At 44.2% G+C, this 26,740-nt stretch carries 25 protein-coding genes; 19 read left to right on the top strand and 6 right to left on the bottom strand.

The window, feature by feature from the left end:
* Positions 1-3: 3 nt before the first annotated feature.
* On the bottom strand, positions 4-1,404 hold the full coding sequence (locus EHO59_RS08410) for a hypothetical protein (protein ID WP_210413057.1): 1,401 nt from the start codon (positions 1,402-1,404) through the stop codon (positions 4-6).
* 377 nt (positions 1,405-1,781) lie between these two features.
* Here EHO59_RS08410 and EHO59_RS08405 point away from each other — a divergent pair, with 377 nt between their 5' ends.
* Both EHO59_RS08405 and EHO59_RS08400 read left to right on the top strand, forming a co-directional pair.
* Entirely contained in the window at positions 1,782-2,747 is a 966-nt protein-coding gene (locus tag EHO59_RS08405; protein ID WP_135587296.1) for a sensor histidine kinase, read from the top strand.
* Complete coding sequence (locus EHO59_RS08400; RefSeq protein ID WP_135586821.1) at positions 2,744-3,487, top strand: LytR/AlgR family response regulator transcription factor; 744 nt, start codon at positions 2,744-2,746, stop codon at positions 3,485-3,487. The genes EHO59_RS08405 and EHO59_RS08400 overlap by 4 nt, the downstream gene beginning before the upstream one ends.
* Positions 3,488-3,497: 10 nt before the next feature.
* Here EHO59_RS08400 and EHO59_RS08395 read toward each other — a convergent pair whose 3' ends face one another.
* Genes EHO59_RS08395 through EHO59_RS08380 form a run of 4 tightly spaced genes read right to left on the bottom strand, consistent with a single transcriptional unit; the run spans position 3,498 to position 6,587 of the window.
* Positions 3,498-4,196 carry an SDR family NAD(P)-dependent oxidoreductase gene (locus EHO59_RS08395; protein WP_135586819.1) on the bottom strand — a complete coding sequence of 233 codons (699 nt, stop codon included), beginning with the start codon at positions 4,194-4,196 and terminating at the stop codon, positions 3,498-3,500.
* Between the two features lie 10 nt (positions 4,197-4,206).
* Entirely contained in the window at positions 4,207-5,208 is a 1,002-nt protein-coding gene (gene corA, locus EHO59_RS08390) for a magnesium/cobalt transporter CorA (RefSeq protein WP_135586817.1), read from the bottom strand.
* A gap of 20 nt (positions 5,209-5,228) precedes the next feature.
* Positions 5,229-5,780 carry a TetR/AcrR family transcriptional regulator gene (locus EHO59_RS08385; RefSeq protein ID WP_135586814.1) on the bottom strand — a complete coding sequence of 184 codons (552 nt, stop codon included), beginning with the start codon at positions 5,778-5,780 and terminating at the stop codon, positions 5,229-5,231.
* 3 nt (positions 5,781-5,783) lie between these two features.
* A complete protein-coding gene (locus EHO59_RS08380) occupies positions 5,784-6,587 on the bottom strand; it encodes an aldolase/citrate lyase family protein (RefSeq protein ID WP_135586812.1) in 804 nt (267 codons plus the stop codon).
* 139 nt (positions 6,588-6,726) lie between these two features.
* Here EHO59_RS08380 and lepB point away from each other — a divergent pair, with 139 nt between their 5' ends.
* From lepB to EHO59_RS08300, 15 genes are all read left to right on the top strand, one after another.
* Positions 6,727-7,761, top strand: coding sequence for a signal peptidase I (gene lepB, locus EHO59_RS08375; protein WP_135586810.1), 1,035 nt, complete (start codon positions 6,727-6,729; stop codon positions 7,759-7,761).
* Position 7,762: 1 nt separating this feature from the next.
* Entirely contained in the window at positions 7,763-7,996 is a 234-nt protein-coding gene (locus tag EHO59_RS08370; protein WP_135586808.1) for an AtpZ/AtpI family protein, read from the top strand.
* Between the two features lie 476 nt (positions 7,997-8,472).
* Positions 8,473-9,522, top strand: coding sequence for a F0F1 ATP synthase subunit A (atpB, locus tag EHO59_RS08360; protein ID WP_135586804.1), 1,050 nt, complete (start codon positions 8,473-8,475; stop codon positions 9,520-9,522).
* A gap of 45 nt (positions 9,523-9,567) precedes the next feature.
* Positions 9,568-9,858: an ATP synthase F0 subunit C gene (atpE, locus tag EHO59_RS08355; protein WP_135586802.1), complete on the top strand. Its 291-nt coding sequence runs from the start codon at positions 9,568-9,570 to the stop codon at positions 9,856-9,858.
* 2 nt (positions 9,859-9,860) lie between these two features.
* The gene (locus EHO59_RS08350; RefSeq protein WP_135586800.1) at positions 9,861-10,388 is read left to right on the top strand and encodes a F0F1 ATP synthase subunit B; all 528 of its coding nucleotides are present in this window, start codon (positions 9,861-9,863) and stop codon (positions 10,386-10,388) included.
* Position 10,389: 1 nt separating this feature from the next.
* Positions 10,390-10,950, top strand: coding sequence for an ATP synthase F1 subunit delta (gene atpH, locus EHO59_RS08345; protein ID WP_135586797.1), 561 nt, complete (start codon positions 10,390-10,392; stop codon positions 10,948-10,950).
* Positions 10,940-12,454 (top strand): F0F1 ATP synthase subunit alpha, encoded by a 1,515-nt coding sequence (gene atpA / locus EHO59_RS08340; RefSeq protein WP_135586795.1) that lies wholly within the window; start codon positions 10,940-10,942, stop codon positions 12,452-12,454. Before atpH ends, atpA begins: the two co-directional genes overlap by 11 nt.
* Positions 12,455-12,466: 12 nt before the next feature.
* The gene (gene atpG, locus EHO59_RS08335; protein WP_135586793.1) at positions 12,467-13,327 is read left to right on the top strand and encodes an ATP synthase F1 subunit gamma; all 861 of its coding nucleotides are present in this window, start codon (positions 12,467-12,469) and stop codon (positions 13,325-13,327) included.
* A 22-nt stretch (positions 13,328-13,349) separates the two neighbouring features.
* Positions 13,350-14,753 (top strand): F0F1 ATP synthase subunit beta, encoded by a 1,404-nt coding sequence (atpD, locus tag EHO59_RS08330; RefSeq protein ID WP_135586790.1) that lies wholly within the window; start codon positions 13,350-13,352, stop codon positions 14,751-14,753.
* 3 nt (positions 14,754-14,756) lie between these two features.
* Positions 14,757-15,140, top strand: a complete 384-nt coding sequence (gene atpC, locus EHO59_RS08325; RefSeq protein ID WP_135586788.1) for an ATP synthase F1 subunit epsilon — start codon at positions 14,757-14,759, stop codon at positions 15,138-15,140.
* Positions 15,141-15,333: 193 nt separating this feature from the next.
* On the top strand, positions 15,334-18,066 hold the full coding sequence (locus tag EHO59_RS08320; RefSeq protein ID WP_135586786.1) for a midas domain-containing protein: 2,733 nt from the start codon (positions 15,334-15,336) through the stop codon (positions 18,064-18,066).
* A 2-nt stretch (positions 18,067-18,068) separates the two neighbouring features.
* Complete coding sequence (locus EHO59_RS08315; protein WP_135586784.1) at positions 18,069-20,363, top strand: GAF domain-containing protein; 2,295 nt, start codon at positions 18,069-18,071, stop codon at positions 20,361-20,363.
* A 43-nt stretch (positions 20,364-20,406) separates the two neighbouring features.
* Positions 20,407-21,612, top strand: coding sequence for a serine hydrolase domain-containing protein (locus EHO59_RS08310; RefSeq protein ID WP_135586782.1), 1,206 nt, complete (start codon positions 20,407-20,409; stop codon positions 21,610-21,612).
* Between the two features lie 338 nt (positions 21,613-21,950).
* Complete coding sequence (locus EHO59_RS08305; RefSeq protein ID WP_135586780.1) at positions 21,951-22,280, top strand: ArsR/SmtB family transcription factor; 330 nt, start codon at positions 21,951-21,953, stop codon at positions 22,278-22,280.
* Complete coding sequence (locus tag EHO59_RS08300; RefSeq protein WP_135586777.1) at positions 22,267-22,749, top strand: SRPBCC domain-containing protein; 483 nt, start codon at positions 22,267-22,269, stop codon at positions 22,747-22,749. The genes EHO59_RS08305 and EHO59_RS08300 overlap by 14 nt, the downstream gene beginning before the upstream one ends.
* A 109-nt stretch (positions 22,750-22,858) precedes the next feature.
* Here the strand turns inward: EHO59_RS08300 and carA are convergent, their stop codons facing one another.
* Entirely contained in the window at positions 22,859-23,947 is a 1,089-nt protein-coding gene (carA, locus tag EHO59_RS08295) for a glutamine-hydrolyzing carbamoyl-phosphate synthase small subunit (protein ID WP_135586776.1), read from the bottom strand.
* 72 nt (positions 23,948-24,019) lie between these two features.
* Here carA and thrS point away from each other — a divergent pair, with 72 nt between their 5' ends.
* Both thrS and infC read left to right on the top strand, forming a co-directional pair.
* On the top strand, positions 24,020-25,993 hold the full coding sequence (gene thrS, locus EHO59_RS08290) for a threonine--tRNA ligase (protein WP_135587294.1): 1,974 nt from the start codon (positions 24,020-24,022) through the stop codon (positions 25,991-25,993).
* A gap of 198 nt (positions 25,994-26,191) precedes the next feature.
* Positions 26,192-26,737: a translation initiation factor IF-3 gene (gene infC / locus EHO59_RS08285; RefSeq protein ID WP_135586774.1), complete on the top strand. Its 546-nt coding sequence runs from the start codon at positions 26,192-26,194 to the stop codon at positions 26,735-26,737.
* Positions 26,738-26,740: the final 3 nt, after the last annotated feature.

Raw genomic sequence — 26,740 nt, 5'->3', positions numbered from 1 at the left:
CCGTTAAAATTCTATCGTTGTCCAGAGAGTTAACTCTTTCGATAAACGACCATAAGCAACGATTCCTTGATTGACCGCTTGGCCTTGGAATTGTTGCATATATTCAGCTTTCGTTCTTTCGTTCCCTGATTGGTCTATATAAGATTTCTCTCTTCCTCCGTCTGCATCCCTGTTTCTAGATTCGGTATAACCTAAAGAGACGCGAACATTATCTAAAACGATCCATTCGAAGAAGATGGAACCTCTTCTGAAAGAAGTATGGACCGAATATCCTGAGGAATTCACCAAGGGACCGACAGTATAACTTTTAACATTCCAATATTCGGAAGCGGGAGCTCCCGGAAGGACCTGATTGATCTGAGCCTGGTTTGCTGCGAGCACTCCATTTTGACCTGTTCCACCTTCCATTCTTCCCACCACTCTAAAATTCTCCCAACCTAAGGAGAGCCAAGCGTAAGCGGCATTCCCGGTTGAGTCCAGACCAGGAGAAACAGGATTGAGCGATTGACTGGAAAGATCACGGATCGCTCCACCTTTCTGCTTTCTGAACACATATCCTAATCCGAAGTTAAGAACTTTTTTACGATCAAAATTAGTTTCGAGAGCATAGGAATCACTTTCTAAGGAACGAACATCCTTAATTAGATTGGTTTTAGGATTATTATCGGAGGCAAGGCAAGAGGTTCCTTCTCTACAATCATTGTAAGAAGAGCCCGAGAAATTAGAACTTCTATAAAAGAAATGCAATCCGAATCGATTCTCATCTCCCAACTTAGGTTCGTACGAAACGCGAGAAGACATATCGAATCCGAAAGAATCGGTGCCTTGGATCTGTCTGTAACCTTCTCCATTTGATAAGACTACTTGGGCGGAGAAGTTATCCCATCTTGCATTTCCCCCCAAGCCAATATCTGCCGGAGCAGGAGCAAAGCCTAGACTTTCGAGAGGACCTTTGTCTACATATCTCCAGCGCCAATAATTCTTCCATTGAGTATACGTGTGAGGGAGTTCCTGCATTCCAAAGGTAAGCGAATATTCCCCCAGATTGGTTTCCCAGGTCTTGCGGATAAGTGCCCTACGAATTCCCATGGTAAATGGATTTAGTTTGGTCCCGCCGTCCACTGGAGTGTCAGAGGTGAATTGACTGGCTCGTATGAGTTCTCCCCAAAGTTCAGCGGTGACTCCTGTGTCCTTCCATTCTTTAGTTACGGTAAGAAGGGTCCATGGGGTAGAGAAGCCAGGTTCATGATTCGGATAAGGGTTACTTAATCCGGAGGCGCCATCTTGCAACCTTTGGTTATAAGAAGGGGAGAGGATGCCCCCGATCTTCAAACCGTAAAAAGCGTCGGGTTCGTCCTTCTTTGTCGTTACGATCTCTTCCGAAGACAAATTCGCGGATCCCATAATAAAGCAAACGGTTGCGACTAGCTTACGTAAGGTTCGAATCTTCAAGGAAAGTCCCCCTTGACCCTTTCTCCTAACGGAGGAAAGAAAAAATTTCGTTTAGCTAATCCTATCTCTTCTCTGCTGTCTACTAGACTTTCATTTTAATAAGCGAGTCTATCCGATTTCCGTAGTTTTCATTCCAGGCGGAACGAACGATACTCCGGTTGGAACGGGTTAGGAAAAAGCGGATCGACGGAGTTTCGGAAGAAGTGCTAGATGGGATTCGGTAAATGGATTGTAATAATACAAATCCTTCTTTAGTATCCTGAGCAAAGATTCTTATGCGCACTTTCAAAATATTGTTTTGGTTCACCATTAATACGATCATCGGAACGATGAACTCTTTATTGGTGGCCCACAATTCTACTGTTCCTTTTTGGAAGGTATTTTTGGCCACTCAGGTCACGACGCATTCTGTTTGTTCCATCGTCGAGTTTTCAGTAGAGTTTTTGAATAGAAGAAAGTTCGGTCCTTTCTTTACAGGCGCCTTTTTAGTGGTCGCTTCTGCCGTAGCATCCGTGTTAGGCGTTGCCGCGGGTGGGATTATACATGTTCTACTTTTGGTGGGGGAAGGGGTGGAGAGACCTCACGGGGGTTCGTACAATATTCTTCTCAGTAGTTTAATCTTAGCATTGTTTATTTCTTTTTTGGAAAAATCCATGCAGATACTGATCGAAAGAAGGAGAAAAACGGAGAGCGAGTTAAAGGAAATCCAATACAGGACATTCCAGAATCGTATGGACCCTCATTATCTATTCAATACTTTGAATACGGTCCATTCTCTTTTAGTGACAGACCCGCAAAAGGCAGATCATGCACTCATCCTTCTCTCAGAAACATATCGATTTCTTTCGGATAGGATCTTTGAGAAGACAATACCTTTCGCAGAAGAATGGAATTTTACAGTGAACTATCTGGAATTGCAGAGGATACGATTTTCAGATTCACTCACAATCCGGATCCAAAAATCGGGGGATTTCTCCAGACTCAGGATCCCTCCTCTTACCTTGCAACCCCTGGTTGAAAATAGTTTTAAACATGGTCTGGAGAATCGCTCCGAATCCGGTATCCTGGAGATAAGCGCTATAGAGGATGATGGAAGGATCCGAATTGAAATAAGAAATAACGGAAATGATAAATCTGAAAACGGGTTTTTACCGGAGAAAAAGAAATCCGAATTTACTCGGACCTTGGATAATATAAAATCAAGGTTAGAATATAATTTCGGAAATGCCGACTTAATACTAGAGAAAAATAAACTGGGTATTACCGTCTTAAAATTGGAATTTGCCACAAGATGAAGGAATCAGTATATAAAGTTTTAGTAATAGAGGACGAGGTCCCCGCTAGGGATCTTCTCCGAAAATTCTTAGAAGATTGGAAACAGTTTGAGGTCGCCGGAATTGCTCGGACGGGATCCCAAGCCTTGGACCTTTTGCATAAGGAAAATTTCGATCTTCTCTTTTTGGACATCAATCTTCCCGAAAAAACAGGACTTCAGGTCTTGGAAGAAATGGGAGAAAAATCTCCGGTGATCGTCTTTACCACCGCGTATCGAGAACATACTCTCAAGGCATTTGAGGTAGGAGCCTGTGACTATCTATTAAAGCCTTATACAAAGGATCGATTTGCATCTTGCATGGAAAGAGCGCTACGTCATTTGCAATTGAAGTCGATCTCCAGTTCCAAAGGTTCCGGAGAACCGGATCCAGTGTTCGTGTTCAGAGATGGGGGACTGATCCATAGGGTTTTGTTCTCTGATCTGTATTATTTGACTGCGAATGGAAAACGTTCCGTCCTGCATACCAAGGATGGTGACTTTGAAACGGCTAGGCTTTTGGGAGACTTGGAAAAGGAACTTCCTAAATCCGATTTTTTAAGAATTCATAGAAAGCACATGGTGAATCGACATATAGTTTCTGCAGCCAAGTCCCAAGCTGGCGGAGCTTACACCGTCTATCTAAAAGATGAGGATGAAACGAACCTGCCAGTGGGAAGGGAGTTTGTGGACGGAGTGAAAAGTCTTTTTGGAAAAGGCTAATCTGAGAATATTACCAAGGAATTTCTTTCTTATCTCTTAAGAATACACCTGAGGGGCCTTTTTCATTTAGAAGTGCGGCCCATACGATTGTTTCCGCGCCTTTCTCTACCGATCGGCTCGCTCCTGGACCTCCCATATCTGTTCGGACCCAGCCGGGACATACTGAATTTATTTTGATATTCGGACTTCCCGCTTCTGCATGAAGGATTCGCGTAAGAGCGCTTAACGCAGTCTTGGAGATACGATAGGCGGCATATCCCGAACTCATATCATAGAGTTGTCCCATACCGGAGCTTACATTTACGATTCTTCCGTAACCGTTTTTCTTCATTTGGCTCAAGATCTTTTGGGAAAGAAGAAAAGGACCGATCAGATTTACATTCAAAGTGCCTTGAAGCATTTCCAGAGTCGTATCTTGGATGGAGCCTTTGTCCAAATAGATCCCTGCATTATTCACAAGAATGTCTATTCTTGGAAATTTAGAGATCACTGTAGAAAGAAATTCCTGAATGGCAGAAGGGTCCGAAACGTCCAAAGCAAACGCTTCCGCAGAGCCTCCATTCTTCAGGATGAAATCCACAGTTTTTTGGGAATCTTCCTTTTTGCGAGAAACGCAAACAATATGAACGCCTTCCTTAGCGAGCTCCTTGGAGACTTCTTCTCCTATTCCTCTGCTTGCTCCGGTTACAATTGCGATTTTTTTGTCCATGGAGATTGGACTAATCTTTGAACCAATTTTTGTATTTAAAATACAAAATCATCAATGCCGGTATCGTAAGAATGGTAGTAACGGAGGCCGCTAAGAGAGTTTTACTTCCGTAAGGCAGGTCGGCAAAATTCATCCCGAAGAAACCGGTTAAAAAGGTGAGTGGCATGAATATCATGGAGACCAGGGTCAATTGCTTGATGATATCGTTTGTTCTTTGGGACAATAATGAAAAATAAGCGTCCATAGAGTTTCCGATCAGATCTCTGTCCATGTCTATGGTTTCCACAAGCCTACTCAAATGATCGTAAACGTCCCTAAAATAAAAACGGATCTTTTCAGAAAGGAATTTGTCTTCGTGCCTCATGATCAGGTTTAGGACTTCTCTTTGCGGGGAAAGAACCCTTCTCATTCTGACCAGATTTCTTTTGATGTATAATATATTCGTAATGAAGTCGGGCCGAACATCATTCATAAGGATCTGATTTTCCAAGTCGGTGATCTCGTCGGAGATTTGATCTAAAATTGGAAAATTAGAATCTACAAGCAGATCGAACAATAGATAGAGAACATGATCCGTTCCCTTGGAGGAAATATTCGGTTCACTTGTGCAGCGATGCCAAAGGAAATCGATCAGAGGTTCTTTATGTTCATGAACCGACACGATGAATTTCTGATTGAAGAATACATGGGTTTCTTTCGCGGCATAGGACTGTTCTCCTTCCGACTTGAAACTATGCAAAACGATGAATGCGTGATCCTCGTAATCTTCGAATTTAGGTCTTTGATTTCGGTTAATGCAATCTTCGATCGCAAGATCATGAAATCCGCAATTATTAGAGAGAAAGAGTAGGTCCTCTTCTGTTGGATTTTCTATATCGATCCAAACCTTTTCTTTTTGTAAGGTCTTTGCTAAAGAGAATTTCTTGCGAAAGGAAAGATCTGTTTGTCTAAGGACTGCCTTGGAGTTGGAATTTTTTGAGTGAGAGGGAGGAAAGGAAAGAACGCGGATCATCTACCTATCTCCGCAACCTTTTAGGTATTCTCCAACGCGTATACTATATATGCACGAAAATCTTCTAATGTAAATTCTCTCTTATTGGTAAGATGATTTACCATATAGCCGATGATTGCCGAAGTAAGGTTCTTCACTTCAAATTCTGAATAATTCGGTTTAAGCACCAATATTATCTTTTTAGAATTCTCATAGAAGATCAGATTTACCAGATGGATATTTCTTTTCTTCAGTCTGTGGATCTTTGGTTGGAGCATTAGGCTCCAATAGAGGCGTAGATATTCTTCGTTTTCTTTTACGAGTTTAACGATCTGTCCACCTAAGAACTGGATGAGCTCGCTTCTGTTTTCAGAAGGGTTCAATTTCTCAGGTAAATACTTCTTCAATATAGTATCGTGAGATTCTATGATACCTTCTAGAATGGATTCCTTGGATTCGAAATAACGGTAGGCGAGTCCCAAGGAAAGGCCGGCTCTCTGCGCGATCTGACGCATCGTAGAGCCGTGGTACCCTTGTTCTGAAAAGAGTTTTAAAGAAGTTTTTAATATAAGATCTCTGGTGTCTTTGGCCATTTTTTACCGGATAGAGTAGAGGACCTTTCTGGACCCGATCCTTTCCCGGTTCGTCTCCATACGATTCTTATATCCGTAGGATTTCTCCGGCTTTAATATAGAAAACAGATCATACAGTTCTATCTCGAACTGAAGCATAGCTTCCGCTACTTCTTCTGCGACTTTTTCTGCCGATTGAATAGCGTCCACGCATACGTGGCGGGAGTTGATCTTGTCCGGACGAATTTCCTCGGCGATCTTTCTGAAATTCTGTTTAGTGATCGTGCCGCCAACAGAAGTCTTCTTTCCTCTATCTTTAGAGATGGCTACGATTGTACGGGTCACCTTCATGACTTCTATATCATCCGGGATGAGTCCCATGGATGCGGATAGATCGGATCTGGCAGCGGTTACTTGGTCTAGATCTTCGAATGCTTTAGAATCGGCGATCTCCAGCATATTCTTATAACCGGTAATCGTCTCCAAATTGATTGCCTTATTCACTTTTGAAAAAGTGACAGGAGTGAGCATGCTTTTGAGAGTAGAAATAAAATTCTTAAGAGCGTAAGCAGACTCGATCATCGGAGCGGAAATCCCTTCGATTTCTTCCTTCACGAGCATCCGGATATCGGTTCTCGCCTCCGGGCCACCAATCTTAACAGTGACCGGGACCAGATCCTTAGCGATCATATGCAAGACTCGGATCTCATCAGAGTCCATGTCTTCCGTCTCCGTTCCGCCTTTGAGGCCGACGATAGGATAACTACGCATCAGAGAGATGAGGTAGCGTCTGAGTTCGATGATTTTGCGGTCTATCTGCTCTTTCACGTTTCTAGTATCGTCTTTTTCCAAAAAAGAGTAAGGATTTTTGATTTTTTACTGAAATTGCGAGACGCTCTGAATTCGGATCTTCGGCCAATACCGGCGTGTTATTGACGGGAAATCCACTTTCCGTATCAATAGACCTATGAATAAGCCTAAGGGCAGTACCTTCGTCAAACATCTCCCTTCCTGGGTCCAAACAATCATCGGGGAAGAATCTGTAGATTCCACATTCTCTTTTCTTTTCATCGTTTTATTAGTATTGGCTTTTAAATCTTCCGTCTTGGACGCGAATAATATTCCTTCCGGTTCGATGATCCCTACTTTGAAGATCGGAGATTTTCTCTTTGTGAATAAGATGAGATATTCCCTGCGCGTTCCGTTTACCGAAAAGGAGCTGCTCCGTTACGATGATCCTAAGAGAGGAGATATCGTGACCTTCGTTCCACCGGCTGGCGCGTTACGCGAACCAGGAGAATCCAGAGAAGGTTGGTTCCCTAAGCGTTTCGTAAAGAGAGTGATCGGAATTCCAGGTGATCGGATCCGAATTACTCCCAAGCCTTTGATCCGCGATGGAAAGCAGATCTATTACGGTGCCATAGAATATATGGAGAAGGGGAGCCAAGAATTCCAACCGTACGAATTCCAAGAAGTCGATCCCGGAAGTCTGCTCTATGATCTAGATGATCCGGGTGCCGTGGAGAACTATGTTTTCCAAGAGAAGAAACCTGGCTTCGGACATTATGTAATCGAGGGTCCTCATATAGAAAAGGGCACTGATTGCTATAAGCCTACCGGTTGTCTAATTCCAGAAAATTATTATATGATGCAAGGGGACAATCGACCGAACTCATTCGATTCCAGAGATTGGGGATTTGTGCCAAGAGAAGACGTGCTCGGAAAGGCCCTCATGATCTATTTCTCCATCAATTGGAAGGATCATGTTTGTCAGTACAAGAGCGGAAAAGATCTGGCAGACCTAGGGCAAAGCGATGCACCCAGATATGAAGGAGACGAATTAGAATCCAAGTGTAAGGACACCGGATATTACAATTCGATCCCTAAAATGCATTCTAGTTATTTGGACAGAGACCAAATGGGCTGGCTTAAAAGCACGATCTTCTATAGAATTCCTCGTATGGAGATCCGCTGGTCCAGGATCGGAACCATCTTAGAATAATATGGAAGAATCTCCCAAACCTCCTTCTGATAAAAATCAATCTCCTTGGGGACTCGCTAGCCTCGGAATGGAGTTTTGCTTTATCATTGGCGCTTCCTTCTTTATAGGGAGATACTTGGATTCCAAATTCAGTTGGTCTCCCTTCGGGATCCTCGGAGGTTTAGTCTTCGGCTTTAGCTATGGGATCTATTACATTTTGTACAGAGCAGGGCAATTCGAGAAGGGAGATAAATAATCGCATGGGAGAAGGGGGAGAAGGCCTTCTTAAACCCAGAAAATATTATATCGGGGCATTTTTCCTTCTTCTGGTATGCTGGGTCTGTTACGGATCTCTACCGGAACCATTTTCCGGATTTTGGAAGGGGGTGTTTCTTTCTCTTCTGCTCTCTTTCGGTTTTTATTCACTCCGATTTTATATACTTTCTAAACTCCCGAAAGAAGACTTTTCCGCCCAACTTGGAACGACTGTTCTATCTTTATTAACACAAACAGCCGGTTTGCTATTGTTTATTTGGATGGGTGAACGGGAAGGTTTTATTCTCGGTTTTTTTATTGCTCATTTCGCGAACATTTTAATATTGGTATTCGCAAGGTGAAGGGCATAAACGCAAAGATATACGCGTTTTACTCGAAATTTTGTAGGAATAAGACCCTGGGATGGTGCTCTCCCGAAATATCTTTCCTCCCTGATGATAGGGATCTTTTATAAGTATGTTGAAACAAATCTTCGCCGCAATATTGATCGTTTTCTCATTACCATTGTTCGCATCCGAGAGTGTAGACAAATCCTTCGATCTGAACGAAGTGTTGGTGCATCACTTAATGGACCATGTTGAGTTTCCTTTTAATATCGGGGGAACCAGAGTGTATGAAGGACACGAAGGTTTCGATTCTCACAACGAGAATATCTTTGTCGATCATCATACCGGTCATAGATTTCATTTCGTAGGCGGTTTTGATCTTCATATCACTCGTCGAGTGACCATGATGTGGATCGTCTCCTTGTTACTCTTCCTCGTTTTCATTCCTGCAGCTCGACTCATCGCTCGAAATCCTCTCAAAATCCAAAGCAAATTTGCAAATGCTGTCGAAGCATTTGTAAGTTTCCTCAAGAAAGACGTAGTGGATGCGAACATGGATGGTCATGGGCATTCTTATTATCATTATATCTTCACGTTATTCTTCTTCATTCTATTCTCCAACCTGATGGGCCTTTTCCCTCCTGTGGGAGAAGTGATCCAACTCGGAATGGATTATATCAATGGCGGTGAAGAAGCAGAGGCAGCAGCGGCATTAGCTTCCGGTCATCATGAGTCGATCTGGATCGCGAAAGTTTGGAACGGGATTACCGTCACTGGAGATATCTCAGTTACTGTCAGCTTAGCTCTGATCACATTGCTTTTGATCTACGGAACAGGCTTTGTATACCAAGGACCTAAATTCATTCTTCATTCCGTACCGAATGGAGTTCCTTGGCCTTTGTATATACTCATGTGGCCTTTGGAATTCATCATTTCGCCTCTTGCTAAAGCCTTCGCTCTTACAGTGCGTCTTTTAGCGAATATGACTGCGGGACACGTGATCATTTTGGCCCTACTTGGATTTGTTTTCCAATTCCAATCCTACGCGGTAGGGGCCTTCGCTTCCGTTCCGGGAGCTACTGCGATTTACTTCTTGGAGTTGTTTGTCGCATTCCTTCAAGCTTACGTATTCGCGTTATTAACCTCGCTCTTTATCGGATCGAGCATGCACAGGCACTAATTTTATTATAAAGCGTTTTGATTTCAAATAGGAGAAAGTAGTAAAATGGAATTCGGACTTGGATACATCGGAGTGGGAATCGCAGCTGGCCTCGCTATTTTAGGCGCAGGTTTAGGAATCGGAAGAATCGGTGGTTCTGCAGCTGAAGGAATCAGCCGTCAACCTGACGCAGCTGGAAAAATTCAAACTGCGATGATCATTTCTGCAGCACTTATCGAAGGTGCCGCTCTGTTCGCAATCGTAATTGCGTTCCTTGCTGGCGGAACTTTGAACGAAGCAGTAAAAGCTAAAGCTGCAAACCCTGCAGCAGTTTCCGCTCCCGCAGAAGGTAAATAATCTTGTTTCTCTTAGCAGCTGGTAAGGGGCTAGGCGGATTATTAGATGTAAATCCGGGTCTATTAATATGGACCCTGATTACTTTTCTAATCGTCGTAGTTATCCTTAAAGTTTTCGCTTGGGATGTAATTCTCAAAGCTCTTGATGAAAGAGCGGAGACCATCCAAAACGATATTCGAAAAGCTGCTGACGTACGTTCCGAAGCGGAAGCCCTGCTCAAAGATTATGAAACAAAAATCGCAGCAGCAAGGGACCAAGCGAGCGGAATCGTAGCAGAAGCAAAATCGGACGCTACCAATCTCAAAAACAAAATGTTGGATGAGGCTGCGAAAGAAGTGAAGTCCCTAAAAGACGGAGCTTTGAAAGACATAGAACTCGCAAAATCTAAAGCATTGGCCGAGCTTCAAGGACAGATCGTGGATATGACCGTTCAGGTTGCCGGATTGGTTCTGGAGAAACAGCTCAAAGCGGATGATTATAAATCATTTATCGAAAGCGAGTTAGGTAAGATCAGGAAACTGAGCGCATAAAATGAGCTATTCTGCGATCCCAAAAACATACGCTGCGGCATTTGCCGAAGCAAGCTCTTCCCCGGAAGAAGCAGAACAGGAACTGGATTCTATCGTAAGTATCTTTCAGGTAGAATCTCAGTTTCGAGATTTCTTCGAAACTCCTTCTGTAAAGAGAGAAGAAAAGGAAGCAGTTTTACTAAAAACCTTCCAAGGCAAAATTTCGGAGACCACTCTGAACTTTTTGCTGGTCCTTCTCCGCAGAGGAAGATTTTCGTTTCTTTCCGAAATCCATGAGGCTTTGAAAGAAGAGCTGGATCGCAAGGCGGGAAGAATTCGTGCAAAAGTGAAAAGCTATCCTGCGTTAGACGAAGGTGCTCTTTCTAAACTGCGCGACGTACTAAAAGAAAGATTCAAATCAGAGTTTATCTTGGAATCAAGTGAAGACCCAAGCCTAATCGGTGGGTTCGTGGTCCGCTTCCAAGACTTGTCAATCGACGGTTCTATGAAGAACCAGCTTAAGAAAGTAAGGCAGACCTTGCTGGAAAGCAAACTACCGGTCGGAGTTGTTTATGAAAATTAAAACGGACGAAATTACGTCGGTTCTCAAACAGGAAATTTTAAATTATAAAAAAGACCTGGGTGTTGAGGAAGTTGGAACCGTTCTAGAAGTAGGGGACGGTATCGCGAGAGTATTCGGTCTTAGAAACGTAATGGCCGGAGAGCTTGTTGAATTCCAAAACGGAGTTCGAGGACAAGCATTCAACCTCGAAGACAACTCCGTGGGTGTTATTATTTACGGAGATTATAAGAATATCCGCGAAGGTTTCAGCGTTAAAAGGCTCGGTAAGATCCTTGAGGTTCCGGTAGGACCGGAAATGCTCGGACGCGTGGTAAACCCTCTGGGTGAGCCTTTGGACGGAAAAGGTCCAATCAATACCAAGCACACTCGCGCGGTAGAAAGCCCTGCTCCAGGTATCTCTAAAAGACAACCTGTAGAAGAGCCTCTTCAAACAGGTATCAAAAGTATCGACGCAATGATCCCGATCGGACGCGGACAAAGGGAGTTGATCATCGGAGACCGTGGAACTGGAAAAACTTCCATCGCTCTCGATACGATCATCAACCAAAAAGGTTCCGGAGTTATCTGCGTTTACGTAGCGATCGGACAGAAAGCTTCTACCGTTGCTACTATCGTAGAAAAACTGAAAGCTGTTGGCGCCCTCGATTATACCATCGTGGTTTCCGCTACTGCTGCGGATCCTGCTCCTCTGCAATACATCGCTCCTTATTCCGGTTGTTCCTTCGCTGAATACTTCATGTATAATGAGAAGAAAGCTACTCTGGTAGTTTATGATGACTTGTCTAAGCAAGCGGTTGCGTATCGCCAAATGTGTCTCCTTCTTCGTAGACCTCCGGGCCGCGAAGCTTATCCTGGAGACGTTTTCTATCTTCACTCTCGCTTGTTAGAGCGTGCGGCTAAACTTGATGAGAAATACGGAGCAGGATCACTGACTGCGCTTCCGATCATCGAGACCCAAGAGGGTGAGGTTTCTGCTTATATTCCGACTAACGTGATTTCTATCACTGACGGTCAGATCTATCTTCAATCCAACCTGTTTGCATCCGGGGTTCGTCCTGCAGTGGATGTTGGTATCTCCGTATCTCGTGTGGGTTCTGCCGCTCAGATCAAGGCGATGAAACAGGTAGCCGGAAAAATGAAACTGGAATTGGCTCAGTTCCGCGAGTTGGAAGCTTTCGCTCAGCTTGGAACCGATCTGGATCCTGTTACTCAGGCTCAGTTGGACAGAGGATACCGCATCGTTGAAATGTTAAAGCAACCTGTTTCCAGCCCTTATCCGGTAGAAGAGCAGGTGGTTGAGATCTTCGCAGTAACCCGTGGTCACATGGACAAAGTTCCTGTATCCAAGGTGCGCGAGTTCGGAACTCATTTGTTGAATACTCTTAGAGCTCAACATTCCGATGTCCTGAATGCGATCCGTACCGAAAAGAAAATCTCCGACGAAGGAAAACTCGGCGAAGTCGTTGGCGCAATCGCTGCTGATTTCGTTAAGAACCTGAAATAAAAGGGAAAGATCTTGGCTACACCCCGGGAAATAAAGAAACGGATTAGCTCCGTTAAAAACACGCGGAAGATCACTCGCACAATGGAAATGGTCGCTACGGCTAAATCCAAAAAGTTGAGTGATAGGGTAAACGCTTCCCATCCTTTCTCGAATAAGATCAAGGAATTGGTGGGAGCTTTAGCCTCTTTGGCTGCCGTCGTGAAGAGTCCTTATTTACGAAAACCGAATGCAATCCGTTCGGTTGCCTTGCTTGTGATCACAGCGAACAGAGGTCTTTGCGGAGGATATAACTCCAAGACGATTCGTGCCGCTCGAAGTCGCATCCAGGAATGGAAAGAAAAAGGCGTAAACGTTCGACTCTTCGTGGTAGGAAAAAAGGGAATCTCCTATTTCCAATTCGCGAAGGAGAAGATCGAGAAATCCTACACTCATATAGACGATAAGTCAGGATACAAAGAAGCAGAGGAATTTGCTGACTTCTTCTTGTCCATGTTCGCAAAAGAAGAAGTGGATTCAGTAGAAATCGTTTCTACTATCTATCATTCTTCTTCGAACCAAGAAGCAGGAGTGACCAAGGTGCTTCCTTTCGAAGCCCAAGGACAGTCCAATGTCGGATCTAACGTGTTGTATGAGCCGAATCCGGAGAGTATCTTAGAATCTCTTCTTCCCTTAGTCGTTAAGACTGCATTTTTAAAGGCGATCCTGGAAGCGAATTGCTCCGAGCAGATCGCAAAGCGCGTGGCCATGAAATCCGCAACGGACGCGGCCTCCGAAATGATCAAGCTATTGACCCGCGGTTACAACCGTATTCGTCAGGCAAAGATCACTCAGGAGATCTCGGAAATCGTAGCGGGAGCGGACTCGCTAAACTAGTTCTGGTATTGGAGTTACTTGGATGAGCAAAGGTAAAGTAAAGCAAATCATCGGTTCGGTTTTGGATATCGAATTCGAATCCGGAAATCTTCCTGAAATTTTCAACGCGCTCGAGATCGAAGCGATTGTGGAAGGCAAAAAGGAAAAAATCGTCGCAGAAGTGCAACAGCATATCGGCGGAAGCGCAGTGAGAGCGATCGCACTTTCTTCCACTGACGGTCTTGTTAGAGGCCAGGAAGTTTCCGATACAGGATCTCCTATCTCTGTTCCTGTAGGTGACGTTACTCTGGGAAGGATCTTCAACGTGTTAGGAGATCCAGTCGACGAAGGCGCTCCTATCCAAGTGAAAGAGCGTAAGCCGATCCACAGAGCGGCTCCAAGTTACGAAGATCTTTCTCCTAAGACAGAAGTCTTCGAAACAGGGATCAAGGTAATCGACCTTCTCGCTCCTTATATCAAGGGAGGAAAGACCGGACTCTTCGGAGGAGCCGGAGTTGGTAAGACAGTACTTATCCAAGAATTGATCAATAATATCGCGAAACAACACGGTGGATTCTCAGTATTCGCAGGTGTTGGCGAAAGAACCAGAGAAGGAAACGACCTCTGGAGAGAGATGAAAGAATCCGGAGTTATCAACAAGACCGTACTTTGCTATGGTCAGATGAATGAGCCTCCTGGTGCTCGTCTTCGCGTTGCTCTTTCTGCTCTTACAATGGCGGAACATTTCCGTGATTCCATCGGAACAGACGTACTACTCTTCGTAGATAATATCTTCCGTTTCTCCCAAGCAGGATCCGAAGTATCTGCGCTTCTTGGACGTATGCCTTCTGCGGTAGGATACCAACCAACTCTTTCCACAGAGATGGGTGCTCTTCAAGAGCGTATTACTTCTACTCGTAAGGGATCCATTACTTCCGTTCAGGCGATTTACGTTCCTGCGGACGACTTGACTGACCCGGCTCCTGCAAACGCGTTCGCTCACTTGGATGCAACTACGGTTCTTTCTCGTGCGATCTCCGATAAAGGGATTTATCCTGCGGTTGACCCGCTTGATTCTACTTCTCGCGTGATGAACGCAGAGGTTCTGGGACAAGAGCATTACACTGTTGCTCGAGAAGTGCAAAGAATCCTTCAGCGTTATAAAGACCTGCAAGATATCATTGCAATCTTGGGAATGGACGAACTTTCCGAGGACGATAAGGTTCTCGTGGCACGTGCAAGAAAGATCGAGAAATTCCTTTCTCAGCCTTTCCACGTTGCAGAAGTATTCACCGGAACTCCTGGTAAATACGTGAAACTTGCGGATACAGTTCGCTCTTTCAAAGAAGTGATTTCCGGAAATTGCGACCATCTTCCTGAGCAAGCCTTCTACATGGTAGGAACCATAGAAGACGTGATCGAGAAGTCCAAAAACCTGAGGGCATAATCGATGGCTTCTCCTAAACTGGACGTTTCCGTAATCTCTCCTGAGAAACTTCTCTTCCACGGCGATGCTGATAGCCTCGTCGTGCCTGGGAGTGACGGTTTCTTCGGAGTGTATCCGGGGCATACTTCCTTGGTATCTCTTCTGGGGATAGGTGTGTTGGAAGTCCGACAAGGGAATAAGACCAAGATCGCGGCTATTGAAGGCGGATTTTTCGAGGTCCGAGACAATAAGGTTACGATCCTAACCGACCATGGCAGCCTGAAAGAAGATATCGATCTGGCTGATGCCCAAAAAGCCCTAGAAGAGGCCGAAGCTCTTCCTCCTTCCACAGAGAAAAATACTCTCGTTCAAAAAGCAAAAACCCGAATTTTAGCGGCTTCCCGCTAATATTTCGGGGGACTAAATTCCGAAAATTACTAAGAGGAACTCTTCTTTTGGCTTTGCCATAGAGAGAGTTCCTACCGGAGAATTCCCACAGAAGAGGTTTCTCTTCCCGGAATTTTTCGGATTGTATTTCCCACTTATATCGGAGATCCTTCGGTATAGGGGAAGAGCGGATTTTTAGTACATTGTAGGAAGCATGGCGGACGATTTTACGATAGAGGAAGGAGAAGGGTTTCCTGCTGGAAGCGGAGATGATTTTGATCCGAGCGAAATGAGCTTGGACGAAATAGATTCTCTATTATCCCCCGAGGGCGGAGACTCTGATTTTAATTTCGAATCACTCCCCGAGGATTCGGTGGATACTGCCGGTTTCGAGGAATTGCTCACTTCTTCCGGAGACAGTTATCCCGAGGATATTCCTAATTTCGAACCTGATGATACAGAGTTCGGTACTGACCTCAGCCAACTAGACGAATCCGTTCACCTGGACGAAGATTTTGATTTCGATCTGACAGATCCTTTGATCGATGCAGAGATAGATCGACTACTCGATATAGATGATGATATTACATCTCCGATCCCACCTTCTTCCGGTTCCGGCTCTCCTTCTTGGAAAGAAGAAGCTCCTGCAGCGTCCGACACGAATGATCATGAAGAAGCTTTCGGAGATTTAGGCGCTCTGGATCTGGGAGATTTCTCTCAGCCTGGAGATATTCCTTCTTCTGCATTCCATTCCGAAGATAAGCCTTTCGAATGGGGAGGAGAAGGAGACCACGACGAAGTAGTCGGACTCTCCGATATGGAAATGGATGAGGCCCCGATCTCTCTTTCCGACGACGAATTACATAATATTGATATAGCTGCCGATCTCGCCGACTTCAGCATGGACGAAGAAGATACTGGCACAACAGAAGAGCCTTCCGTTCGCACTCACGAAGATGATATGATCTCCGATGACGAGGGACCGATCTCTCTCTCCGAACATGAGTTAGACGATATCATGGCGGAGGATTTTACTCCTTCTATTGCTGACGAAGGCTTTGCCGATCTTGGAGAAACCGATTTCTCCACACCTTCTTCCGAAGTTGCCGGAGATCTGGACTTTGAAGGAGAAGAAGAGAAAGACATCGCACTTTCTACGGACGAATTGGATCATCTCTTGGGAGACGAACCTTCCGATTCCAAAGACTCCTTCCATGAGATGGGAGATTTCGGAGATCTGGATCTTGGAAGCGTTCACGAAACGCAACCTTCTTCCTTATCTTCTCTCGAAGAAGATGACGAGCCGATCGCACTCTCCGACGATGAGCTTGGAAACTTGCTCTCTTCTAATCCGGAAGACGACGCGGACTCCATCAGCTTAGACGATATTGGTGCTCCTGATTCTCCTTTTGAAGAAGCTACCGAACTTGATTTCGGAAAATCGGATGATGATTCCGAATTAGATCTGACTGATTTTAATTTTGATCCTGGCGCAGAAGAAGGCGAGGATGCTTCTGACGAATTCTCTTCAGATGATGAAGAAGAAGATTCTATCTCTCTTCCTGTTTCCGATTTCGAAGATCTGGGAATTTCAGAATCCGCAAATCCTTTAGACGGTGGATTGGATCTGGGAGACTTCGAAGATACAAGCGCATCTAAAGAAGAACCTATCTTGGAATCTTTGGGAGATTTCACTTCTGCGAGCGACGATGATATACTTGGATCTTCTTCCACAGAAGAAGAAATTACCGAGCTTCCTGATCTTAGATCCGATGACGAAGATCTATTCGCAGAAGGAGGAGAGGACGAAGCGATTGCACTCTCCGATGACGAACTTGGAAATCTATTATCCTCAGGAACAGAAGAAGAGGCATCTATCGATTCTTCTTCCGAATTAGAAACCTTAGACTCCGATTTCTTAGGAGACGGAGATGATAACGAGCCGATCGCACTTTCCGATGATGAGCTAGGCAATCTACTTTCTTCCGAAGAGGAAGAAGGAACTTCTGCATTCGATTCCGTTATGGACGAAGAAGAGGATCAAGAACCGATCGCACTCTCCAACGATGAGTTGGGCGATCTACTTTCTTCTGGAGAAGAAGAGACTTCTTTCGACGGAATGAATTTCGAACCGGAAGAAGACGCATCCAGAGAGAGCGCCGTTGAGTTCGGAGACTTTAGCCTGGATGCGGAAGCAGACGAGCCGATCGCTCTCTCCGAAGACGAATTAGGAAATTTATTATCAGACGGAACCGAAGAAGAGGAAGATCATACTTCTCTCGGCTTGGAAGAAGATTCCGACGAACCGATCTCTCTTCCTATCAGCGAGTTGGAAGAAACTGCGAATGCAGCAGAGCAAGTTGCCGGAGATTATGAGATCGATTGGGATGGTCCGGTTGCAGATGTAAATGATCTGGGAGCTTCTGAACCTGCGGCTCCTTCCGATTGGGATTTGGGAGAAGGGGCGGATGAACCGATCACTCTTTCTAACGATGAACTCGGAAATTTACTCTCGGATGATGCTCCACACGAAATGGAAGAAGGGGAGTTGGACGATTTATTATCTTCTTCTCCTGCTGAATCCGATCTGGATGCGTTAGGCTCCTTTGGTGGGGACATGCCGATCGCGGATATGGACTTTATCGATCATACTGGAGAAGAGATTATTCCTACGATAGATACTCTTCCTCCTGAAGAAGAATTGAACTTTGTCTTAGACGAGTATGCGGATGAGAATGAACTTTCTCCGTTAGAGGAGATCCGACAAGCGGGAGCTACGCAAACCGCTGATGGAGAAGAGATCGCTCCTACTCAAGACGAGATGAAGAGGATTCTTCTCTATCTGGATGAGCTATTGGGAAATCTTCCGGACGATATGATCCGCGATTTCTCTCGTTCCGATTATTTCGAACTTTATAAGAAATTAATGAAACAAATCGGCGTTTAACGATGGGACTGCTGGATAAGGTCACGCGTTTAATCCGTTCGGGATCCGTTGACCCCGGAGCTACTGCTTCGTCCTCAGTTTCACTTTCTAGCGGAGACAAACCTTCTCTCTTAAAAAAGTCCATGGCAGTGCGCGCTAAAGGACTTTTGGAAAAAGCAATGGACTTCGGTGGAAAGAAGGAGCCGAAACCAGTCTCCGTTTACGAAGATCCTACAAACTTCGAACCTGAAAGCATTTCAGCACCAGAAGAATCTTATTCATTCGATACTAACGGCGAAGACTTTGGAGATTTCGATCTGGGCGCCGACCTTTCTCCTAGTTCCTTTTCTCAAGACGAGGATGCTTCGGATATTTCCTTTCCGGATTCAGCATTTGATAATCAAGGTGCAAGCGACTTCGATATTTCTTCAGGAGAAGACCAAGAGCCGATCGCACTCTCCGAAGACGAACTTGGCAATCTACTTTCTTCTGAAGAAGAAGCTCCTACTTTTGGCGGTGATGATTCTGATCCCGATTTTGGAATGGATTTCGGAGATACGGATCTCGGTTCAGACTTTGGAAATCTAGACGAGCCTGAGAAAAAGGAAGAGGCACCGAGCAAGGGACTTCTATCCAAAGCAAGCGAGGCTAAGGAAGAAGATTCTATTTTTGATCCGGATCTTCCTAAGTCGGATGATATTAAGGATCCTTTCGGAGATTGGATTAAGGATGCTGAGAGCCAGGCGAACCAAGAAGCCAAGCGTCCATTAAATAAAGAGCAAACAGATAGAGAGGCTTCGGGCTTTCTTTTCGATGACGATTCGGATTATTCAACCATGCCGATTGATCTGCAGATCGCGTCCCGTAAGAAGCTGGAAAATTATCTCTCCGTATTCGAGATCTCTAAAGAGATATCCGCCTCTCGCGACTTTACAACCTTCTTCGAAAATTTGAGTTATTCCATCCAAGGACAAATAGGCGCAGAGTCCATAGTGATCTTTTCTTCTACCAATGGAGAGTATGATCTGTTAAGAGTTGTGGAAGCGCAGGGAATAGGCGCGGATCCTGATTGGGTATTAGAAACGGGTGATGAGACCTACCACGCTGCTTTGAAAACTTCTTCGGTCGTATATGCAAAAGAGCTCTTCAAGTCTGCTCTTCCTAAAAAAGAAAAAGAGATCTTAGAAAAGACTTCTGCAGAGATGCTCGTCCCGATCCGCAGCTATGATGAATTTTATGGAATTATAATATTAAGCAAGACTGTTGCTGGAGAGGATTATACGATCGAGGATTTGGAGTTCCTGAAGATCGTAGGAGAAATGGCAGGTTCAGTTCTCCGCAGGATCATGGATCTGGAAAATCTCCACCAAGAGAATGAAAAACTCAGACAGGTCCTGAAGGGGAATGAAAGGATTCTCTCGAGTGCAAGAGATCTCGCATCCGTGAGAGACATGGACGAAGCTTACGATTATTTAGTAGAGACATTCAAGAAAGAACTCGGGCTTAGACGTTGGAGTTTCCTTCTCTTGGATAGAACTACTCGCAAGGAATATAAAGTCTTCGGAACAAATTTGCTGACCCCGGATACTGCTGGAAAATTCAGGCTAGCCCTGGATTCCAATCTGGTTGGAATTATCGCTAACGTTCCTGGAGTATTCAGGATTTCTAATTTTAGAAAGAACCCGGAATTATTGTCCCAGCTTTCCAACGATGAACTTGGGCTTATGAGGGATTTCGATATTCTTCCGTTCTTGAATTTGAATTGGCTAGTGGGAATGCTTGTTGTCCATGAGACCGAAGTTCCTTGGACGGATACTGACAGAGAAACTGCTGTAGGTATTTCCGAGATCGCTGCTCCAGTACTTTCTAATTTACTAATGTTGGAAGAGAGGGACGCTGTCTTCCGCGATCCTTTCAGTCCTGTAGAAACCAGGATTGACGAAGCAATTGCAAGATCTGCAAAGATAGGTGCTCCTTTTAGTCTGACAGTGTTCAAGGTCCAGAACGCAAGTAGAATGGTGCGAATTAAGGGAGCAGGGTTCTTCTCTTATTATTGCGAGGAGCTGAGAGCTTCCATTCAGGAAAATCTGGGAGAAACTGATTATTGCTATAGAGTTGGCCAAGGAAAATACGTGGTCGTGCTGGACGGAAAAGATCGAGAAGAAACTCAGATCGTAGTGCGCAAGATCCGAAATCGTATCGTGGAAATGGATCGCAAGAATAAGGACTTCCAAACTTCCACATCCAACCAAACTCTTTGCTACCCCGCGGACACTCGAGAAAAAGAAAGAATGCTCGAGCTGATCGAAGAGTCCTGAAAAATATTAAAACCGTTTTTTGACCTTAATCCGTCAAAGGACTATGGCTTCTAAGAATCCTAGATCCATTCTTCCAAAGATCTTTCTTCTCATCGCCCTTCCTTTTTTTGTTCTACTGATCTCTTGTAATAATACGTATTATAGAGCTCTCATTCATTTGTATCCGAGCTTAGAAACAAATCGGATCTTTCCGGAACGAACAGTGGAAACTACTCTTCCTGTCTCCGTCATAGAAAAGAAAGAAGGATGGGATCTTCCTGAGAAGTTGACTTTTAGGACAATGAAAGGGGAAGAAACTCTTTTTAGCAAAGAGATCTTAAAGATCACAAATACGAATACTCTTATCATTATCAAAGACGGAAAAGTCCTTTATGAAAATTACTTCAATGGATTTCAAAAGGACTCGTCCCAAACTTCCTTTTCGATGGCCAAGTCTATTACCTCTACTTTGATCGGGATCGCCATCGAAGAAGGTAAGATCGGAAGCGTGAATGATCCAGTGATCAAATACATTCCGGAGTTAAAAGACAGAGGGATCGATCTTCTTACCATTCGAGACTTGATGATGATGTCTTCTGGGATAGACTATACTCGAATCGAGGAGACCTTCTTTCTATTCATTCCATTTTCGAATGACGTGAATACTTTCTACGGAAATAATCTAAGAAGGTTGATCCTTTCTTTGCATGGAGGCAATGATGCTGTTGGAAAGCTTTTTAATTATAATGATTTCTATCCTCTCATAGAAGGAATGATCTTAGAGAGAGCGACTCAGATGAGCGTGTCCCAATATACCCAGGAAAAATTATGGAAGCCGATGGGAATGGAAGCGAGTGCCACCTGGAGCTTGGATAGTAAAGAAGACGGTTTAGAAAGAGCTCATGTAGGTTTAAATGCAAGAGCCATGGATTTTGCAAGGATCGGATTGTTGTTCTTAAACAAAGGGATCTGGAACAAGCACAAGATACTTTCCAAAGATTGGGTTTTAGAAGCGACAACTCCCGATCCGAAAGATGAAAGAGATTGGAAAGTATTCTCTTTTTGGAAGAAGTCCGGAGGGTACTATAAGTATCATTGGTGGGGAATGAAAAATGCAGACGGCACTTACGATTATATGGCCAGAGGAAATCTAGGGCAGATCATTTTCGTTTCTCCTAGCAAGAACGCAGTAATCGTTCGCTTGGGAGAAGAACCGAAGCCGATCTATCAATGGCCATTCATTATAAAATCGTTATTGAATACTATCTAGATTGGCCTTCCGTATAAATCGCACTCCGGATAATCGAGATTCCGGTCTAACAGATAGTTGTCCTTTAAAAATTATTGAATCCGGATTTTAGAATCAAATTAAACCCGCCAGGGATTCGGAAAGCGTAAGTCCGAGCGAAGCTCGGATGAGCGTAAGCGAACTCGCAGCAGCCCGACCCGAAGGGGGCGGCCAAACTGGATATTCTCTAAAATTTAAACTCCAATCCCAAAATGATTCATTTCTTTAAAGAAAAAATCCCAATATGGTGCCGTAACATTTTTTACTTTTTTATTATTTAAACGTTGATTTAATTAAATAATCGTTTAAATAATGGATATATGAACGCCTTTGCAGCTCTTGCGGATGATACCAGAATGGAAATTGTGAGATTGGTCGCCAAGAACGGCGAACTGACCTCTACGGAAATAGGGCAGAATTTCAAGATCAGTGCCCCAGCCATTTCCCATCACTTAAAAATCCTGAAAGAGTCAAAGGTCCTTTATATGAAGAAGGATGCGCAAAGGCGTGTCTATAGTCTAAACGGAGCTCAGGTCAGCGAAATGGAAGAATGGTTAGCGAGCATCATAGATCTATGGCACAAGCGCTTGGATAAATTAGACAAGTATGTAATGAAGATCAAGAAGGAGAGATCCAGTGGTAAAAAATAACGTAGAAACAACGATAGAAGAAAATAAGGTCACCTATAAAAGATACTTCGATGTATCGGTCGAATTGCTTTTCGAAGTATGGTCTTCCGCAGAACATCTTGCAGAATGGTGGGGGCCAGATGGATTTACACTGACCACGAAATACATGGATTTTTCAAACAATGGAGTTTGGGAGTTCATCATGCACGGTCCGGACGGGCATGATTATAATAACAAGATCCGTTTCACGGATATCAAGGAACCTCATTATATTCATTATCAACATTTGGGTGACGGAGAAGCCGACCACGATGTGCATTTTGAGTCCAGGATCCTATTCGAGAAAGCAGGAGAAGGTACGAATCTGATCATGGAGCAGATCTTCCCGAGCAAAGAAGAGCTAATCAGAGTGAATGAAAAATTTGGAGCAATCGAAGGCGCCAAGCAGCATATAGGCAACCTTGCTAAGTATTTAGAAAAGATTAAGTAATAACTCAGACCTATATTTTCTGAGAAGGAAATGACAGGTTTAAATCAAGATTTCTTAAATGAACAATCTTAGATTTGTTTCAGGCTCGGATTTAATGATCCGGGCCTTTTTATTTCTTCTTAGTAGAATCTACTAGATCGTAGAATTTTTGGAACAAATAACGACTATCATTCGGACCGGGAGAACTTTCCGGGTGATACTGCACGGAGAGAAGAGGGTATCCGGATTTTAAGATCCCTTCTACTGTGTCGTCGTTCAAATTGATGAATGAGATCGGTTCCTTTTCGGTTGTCTCTGCTACTACTGCAAACCCATGGTTCTGAGAAGTGATCTCGACTTTTCCGGTCTCCAAGCTTTTTACAGGTTGGTTTCCGCCTCTATGGCCGAATTTCATTTTTTCCGTTTTCTTTCCGAGAGTCAGGCCTATGATCTGATGACCTAGACAGATTCCGAAAAGAGGATAATTATTTTCTAATATGGATTTTGTAGAATCGATTGCGTAGGTGCAGGCAGCCGGGTCTCCGGGACCATTGGACAAGAAGAATGCATCTATTCCATCTTTCATGATCTCTGGCGCGGGAGTTTGGGCAGGATATACGGTTACTGCAAAACCTGCTGCATCCAAGAGTCGGAGTATATTGGTTTTAACTCCGTAATCATACACTGCGAGTTTGTATTTTTTGCCGGAGTTATTTCCGAACTCGTATTTCTTGTTCGTAGTAACCACTTTTGCAAGATCCGCGTCCGCTATCCCTGGGAATTTTTTAACTTCCTGTAGGAATAGGTCCGAGTATTCATTTGCGACGAAGATCCCTCCGTTCGGAGCTCCGTTGGTACGGATAAAACGGGTCAGCTTTCTTGTATCGATTCCCTGAATCCCAGGGATCTTGTAATCTTTTAAGAATTGAGATAATGTCTTTTGCGCTTTGAAATTGGAAGGTCTATCCACGTATTCCTTCACGATCATTCCGGAGGCTTGGATTTTTCCGGATTCCATATTGTCGGGATGGATCCCGTAATTCCCGATCATCGGATAAGTGAGTGTGACGATCTGATTGGCGTAGGAAGGATCTGTAAGGATTTCCTGGTAACCCGCCATGGAAGTATTAAAAACGATTTCCCCGACGGACCCAGTTTCGTAGCCGAAGGACTCGCCCTCGTATACGTCCCCGTTTTCTAAAACCAAGAACGCTTTCATTACGGACAGGCTCTTGCAAGCGGGGCAAGGGTCAAGTGGAATAGCTTGCGAAAAAAACCTCCCACCGACGGAATGGAAGTAGGGGTAACTGTGGCAGTTCAGAATCAATCAATCAAATTTATCTTACCGGATGGTAGCTCGAAAGAAGTCCAGTCCGGATCCACGTTTAAGGATTTTATAGAATCCCAACTTCCGTTCTTAAAGAACAAGGCATTGGCAGTCCGTCTTAACGGCACCGAAGTCCTGGATCTAAGCCGGACCGTGGACACGATAACAACCCCTGATCCTTCCCCCAAACTGGAAGTTCTGACCTTCCAAGACAAGGAGGGTTGGGAAACATTTCAACATTCCGCTGCCCACCTTTTGGGAATGGCAGTCCAGAACTTATATAAAGATGCAAAGCTAACTGTAGGACCAGTGATTGAAAATGGTCCCGGCTTTTTCTATTATGATATAGATTTTACCGAAGCAACTATCACTCCCGAAGATTTTCCTAAGATAGAAGCGGAGATGAAAAAGATTTCTGATGCAGATCATGAAGTTTTCCGCAAGGTCTGGGATAAGAAAGAAGCAATCTCCACATTCGAAAAGATGGGAGAGAATTATAAGATAGAGATCATAGGCCAAATCCCGGATGAAAAAGTTTCTATCTATGGAATGGGGGAATGGTTCGACCTTTGTAGAGGACCTCATATTCCCCGCTCCGGTTTCTTGAAAGCATTCAAACTGACTGCGCTTTCCGGAGCGTATTGGAAGGCAGACAAAAACAATAGAATGCTCACTCGCATCTACGGGATCGCATTCCCATCCAAGAAAGAATTGGACGAGTATCTCTTCCAAATGGAAGAAGCAAAGAAGAGGGATCACAGAAAGATCGGAAAGGAAATGGATCTATTCTCTTTCCAAACTGAGGCTCCAGGCTTTCCTTTCTGGCATCCGAAAGGAACTTCACTTTGGAATACTCTTGCGGATTATATTCGTAGAGAATGCGCTAAGAGAGGCTACCAAGAGATCAAGACTCCTGCGGTGCTTTCTTCCGAGTTATGGAGAAAGAGCGGTCACTGGGAAAACTTCAACGAGAACATGTACTTCGTTTCTATCGACGAAGAAGAGTTTGCGATCAAGCCGATGAATTGTCCAGGTTGCAGTTTGATCTATAAGCATCACCTTCATTCTTATAGAGAGTTGCCTCTTCGATTCGCGGAGTTAGGAAGCGTTCATAGACATGAGTTACATGGAGTTCTGCATGGACTCTTCCGAGTGAGAGCATTTACTCAGGACGATGCACATATCTATGCTCCATTGGAATATTTAGAAACCGAAGTTCTGGATATCATCGACTTCACATTTCATGTGTATAAGAAGTTCGGATTCCAAGAATTCAAAACATATATCGCAACCCGTCCGGAGAAATCCCAAGGAAAGGATGAGGACTGGGAGTTTGCTACCAATGCGTTGAAACAAGCCTTGGAGAAGAAAGGAATTCCATACGAGATCAAAGAAGGCGAGGGAGCCTTTTACGGTCCAAAGATAGAATTCAATATCAAGGATTCTATCGGAAGGATGTGGCAATGTGGAACAGTGCAGATCGACTTCTCCATGCCTGACCGTTTCGAATTGGATTATACCGATTCGGATGGAGCTAAAAAAAGACCAGTCATGGTTCACAGGGCAATTTATGGCTCCTTGGAAAGATTTATCGGGATCCTGATCGAGCATTTTGAAGGCAAATTCCCTCTTTGGATCTCTCCGAATCAGATCCGAGTTCTTACTGTCACAGAAAACGTCCAAGACTACGGAAATGAGGTCTTAAAAAACCTGATCGATCTGGGCTATCGCGCAGAAGCAGATTTCAGGAACGAGAAGATAGGCGCTAAGATCAGGGATTCTATTCTGAAAAAGGCAAATTATCTTCTCATTCTAGGGCAAAAAGAGAAGGAGACCGGCTCCGTTGCGGTCCGTAAACGAGGTTCCGAAGAGACCATTACTCTTACATTTGCCGAGTTCAAGGCTCTATTGGAGAAAGAAGTCTCAGAAGGAAATTGATCGGTATCTATTTTAGCCGCCGGGCCCTTATTTTTTGAGGAAGTCGTCGGCTTTTCTAGAATACTTCGGTAAATTTGCGGAAGCGGCTGTTATAAGCTTCAGAATACTAAATTCTACTTGATGAGCTTGACCGTTCAGATAGAAAATCGCTTGTAAGCGGGCCTAATGGCCAAAAAATTGGAAAAAACCGGAGATTGAATGCAGAGGAAGCCGCAACCGAAACCCACGGATAAACTGTTTAATCACAGAATTAACGAAAAAATTACCGGAGTTTCTCAGGTAAGATTGGTTACGGACGATGGTGTCCTAATCGTTGCGTTCGATGAAGCTCTCCGGAGAGCAAAAGAAGAAAACCTGGATCTTGTGGAAGTTTCCGGAGATCAGGAAATTCACGTTTGCAAACTTATCGATTACGGTAAGTACAAGTTCGAACTACTTAAAAAAAGTAAGGAAGCGAAGAAGAAACAACACGTAATCAACGTGAAGGAAGTTAAGATCCGTCCAAGGATCGACCAACACGATTACGATATTAAGAAGCGCCACGCTGTCGAGTTCCTGCAAAAGGGTGACAAGGTAAAAGTGAGCCTTCGTTTTCGCGGCCGAGAGATGATGCATTCCGAATTGGGAATGAACGTAGTCAACCGTATGGTGGAAGATCTGAAAACCGTAGGTTCTCCTGAAAGAGAACCAGTATTGGACGGACGTCAGATCGTGGTAGTTATCACACCTCTTGCTGCGAAGTAAGAG

It is taken from the genome of Leptospira semungkisensis (assembly GCF_004770055.1).
Taxonomy (GTDB): domain Bacteria; phylum Spirochaetota; class Leptospiria; order Leptospirales; family Leptospiraceae; genus Leptospira_B; species Leptospira_B semungkisensis.
This window is presented reverse-complemented; position numbering and strand designations above follow the sequence as displayed.

Excerpts from the sequence above, each read along its gene's own strand:
- EHO59_RS08410 (WP_210413057.1), bottom strand. The coding sequence starts at position 1,404 with ATGGGATCCGCGAATTTGTCTTCGGAAGAGATCGTAACGACAAAGAAG.
- atpD (WP_135586790.1), top strand. The coding sequence starts at position 13,350 with ATGAGCAAAGGTAAAGTAAAGCAAATCATCGGTTCGGTTTTGGATATC.
- atpE (WP_135586802.1), top strand. The coding sequence starts at position 9,568 with ATGGAATTCGGACTTGGATACATCGGAGTGGGAATCGCAGCTGGCCTC.
- lepB (WP_135586810.1), top strand. The coding sequence starts at position 6,727 with ATGAATAAGCCTAAGGGCAGTACCTTCGTCAAACATCTCCCTTCCTGG.
- EHO59_RS08370 (WP_135586808.1), top strand. The coding sequence starts at position 7,763 with ATGGAAGAATCTCCCAAACCTCCTTCTGATAAAAATCAATCTCCTTGG.
- atpA (WP_135586795.1), top strand. The coding sequence starts at position 10,940 with ATGAAAATTAAAACGGACGAAATTACGTCGGTTCTCAAACAGGAAATT.
- atpB (WP_135586804.1), top strand. The coding sequence starts at position 8,473 with ATGTTGAAACAAATCTTCGCCGCAATATTGATCGTTTTCTCATTACCA.
- corA (WP_135586817.1), bottom strand. The coding sequence starts at position 5,208 with ATGATCCGCGTTCTTTCCTTTCCTCCCTCTCACTCAAAAAATTCCAAC.
- atpC (WP_135586788.1), top strand. The coding sequence starts at position 14,757 with ATGGCTTCTCCTAAACTGGACGTTTCCGTAATCTCTCCTGAGAAACTT.
- thrS (WP_135587294.1), top strand. The coding sequence starts at position 24,020 with ATGGAAGTAGGGGTAACTGTGGCAGTTCAGAATCAATCAATCAAATTT.
- EHO59_RS08395 (WP_135586819.1), bottom strand. The coding sequence starts at position 4,196 with ATGGACAAAAAAATCGCAATTGTAACCGGAGCAAGCAGAGGAATAGGA.
- infC (WP_135586774.1), top strand. The coding sequence starts at position 26,192 with ATGCAGAGGAAGCCGCAACCGAAACCCACGGATAAACTGTTTAATCAC.
- EHO59_RS08400 (WP_135586821.1), top strand. The coding sequence starts at position 2,744 with ATGAAGGAATCAGTATATAAAGTTTTAGTAATAGAGGACGAGGTCCCC.
- EHO59_RS08405 (WP_135587296.1), top strand. The coding sequence starts at position 1,782 with ATGAACTCTTTATTGGTGGCCCACAATTCTACTGTTCCTTTTTGGAAG.
- EHO59_RS08320 (WP_135586786.1), top strand. The coding sequence starts at position 15,334 with ATGGCGGACGATTTTACGATAGAGGAAGGAGAAGGGTTTCCTGCTGGA.
- EHO59_RS08385 (WP_135586814.1), bottom strand. The coding sequence starts at position 5,780 with ATGGCCAAAGACACCAGAGATCTTATATTAAAAACTTCTTTAAAACTC.
- carA (WP_135586776.1), bottom strand. The coding sequence starts at position 23,947 with ATGAAAGCGTTCTTGGTTTTAGAAAACGGGGACGTATACGAGGGCGAG.
- EHO59_RS08315 (WP_135586784.1), top strand. The coding sequence starts at position 18,069 with ATGGGACTGCTGGATAAGGTCACGCGTTTAATCCGTTCGGGATCCGTT.
- EHO59_RS08305 (WP_135586780.1), top strand. The coding sequence starts at position 21,951 with ATGAACGCCTTTGCAGCTCTTGCGGATGATACCAGAATGGAAATTGTG.
- EHO59_RS08310 (WP_135586782.1), top strand. The coding sequence starts at position 20,407 with ATGGCTTCTAAGAATCCTAGATCCATTCTTCCAAAGATCTTTCTTCTC.
- atpH (WP_135586797.1), top strand. The coding sequence starts at position 10,390 with ATGAGCTATTCTGCGATCCCAAAAACATACGCTGCGGCATTTGCCGAA.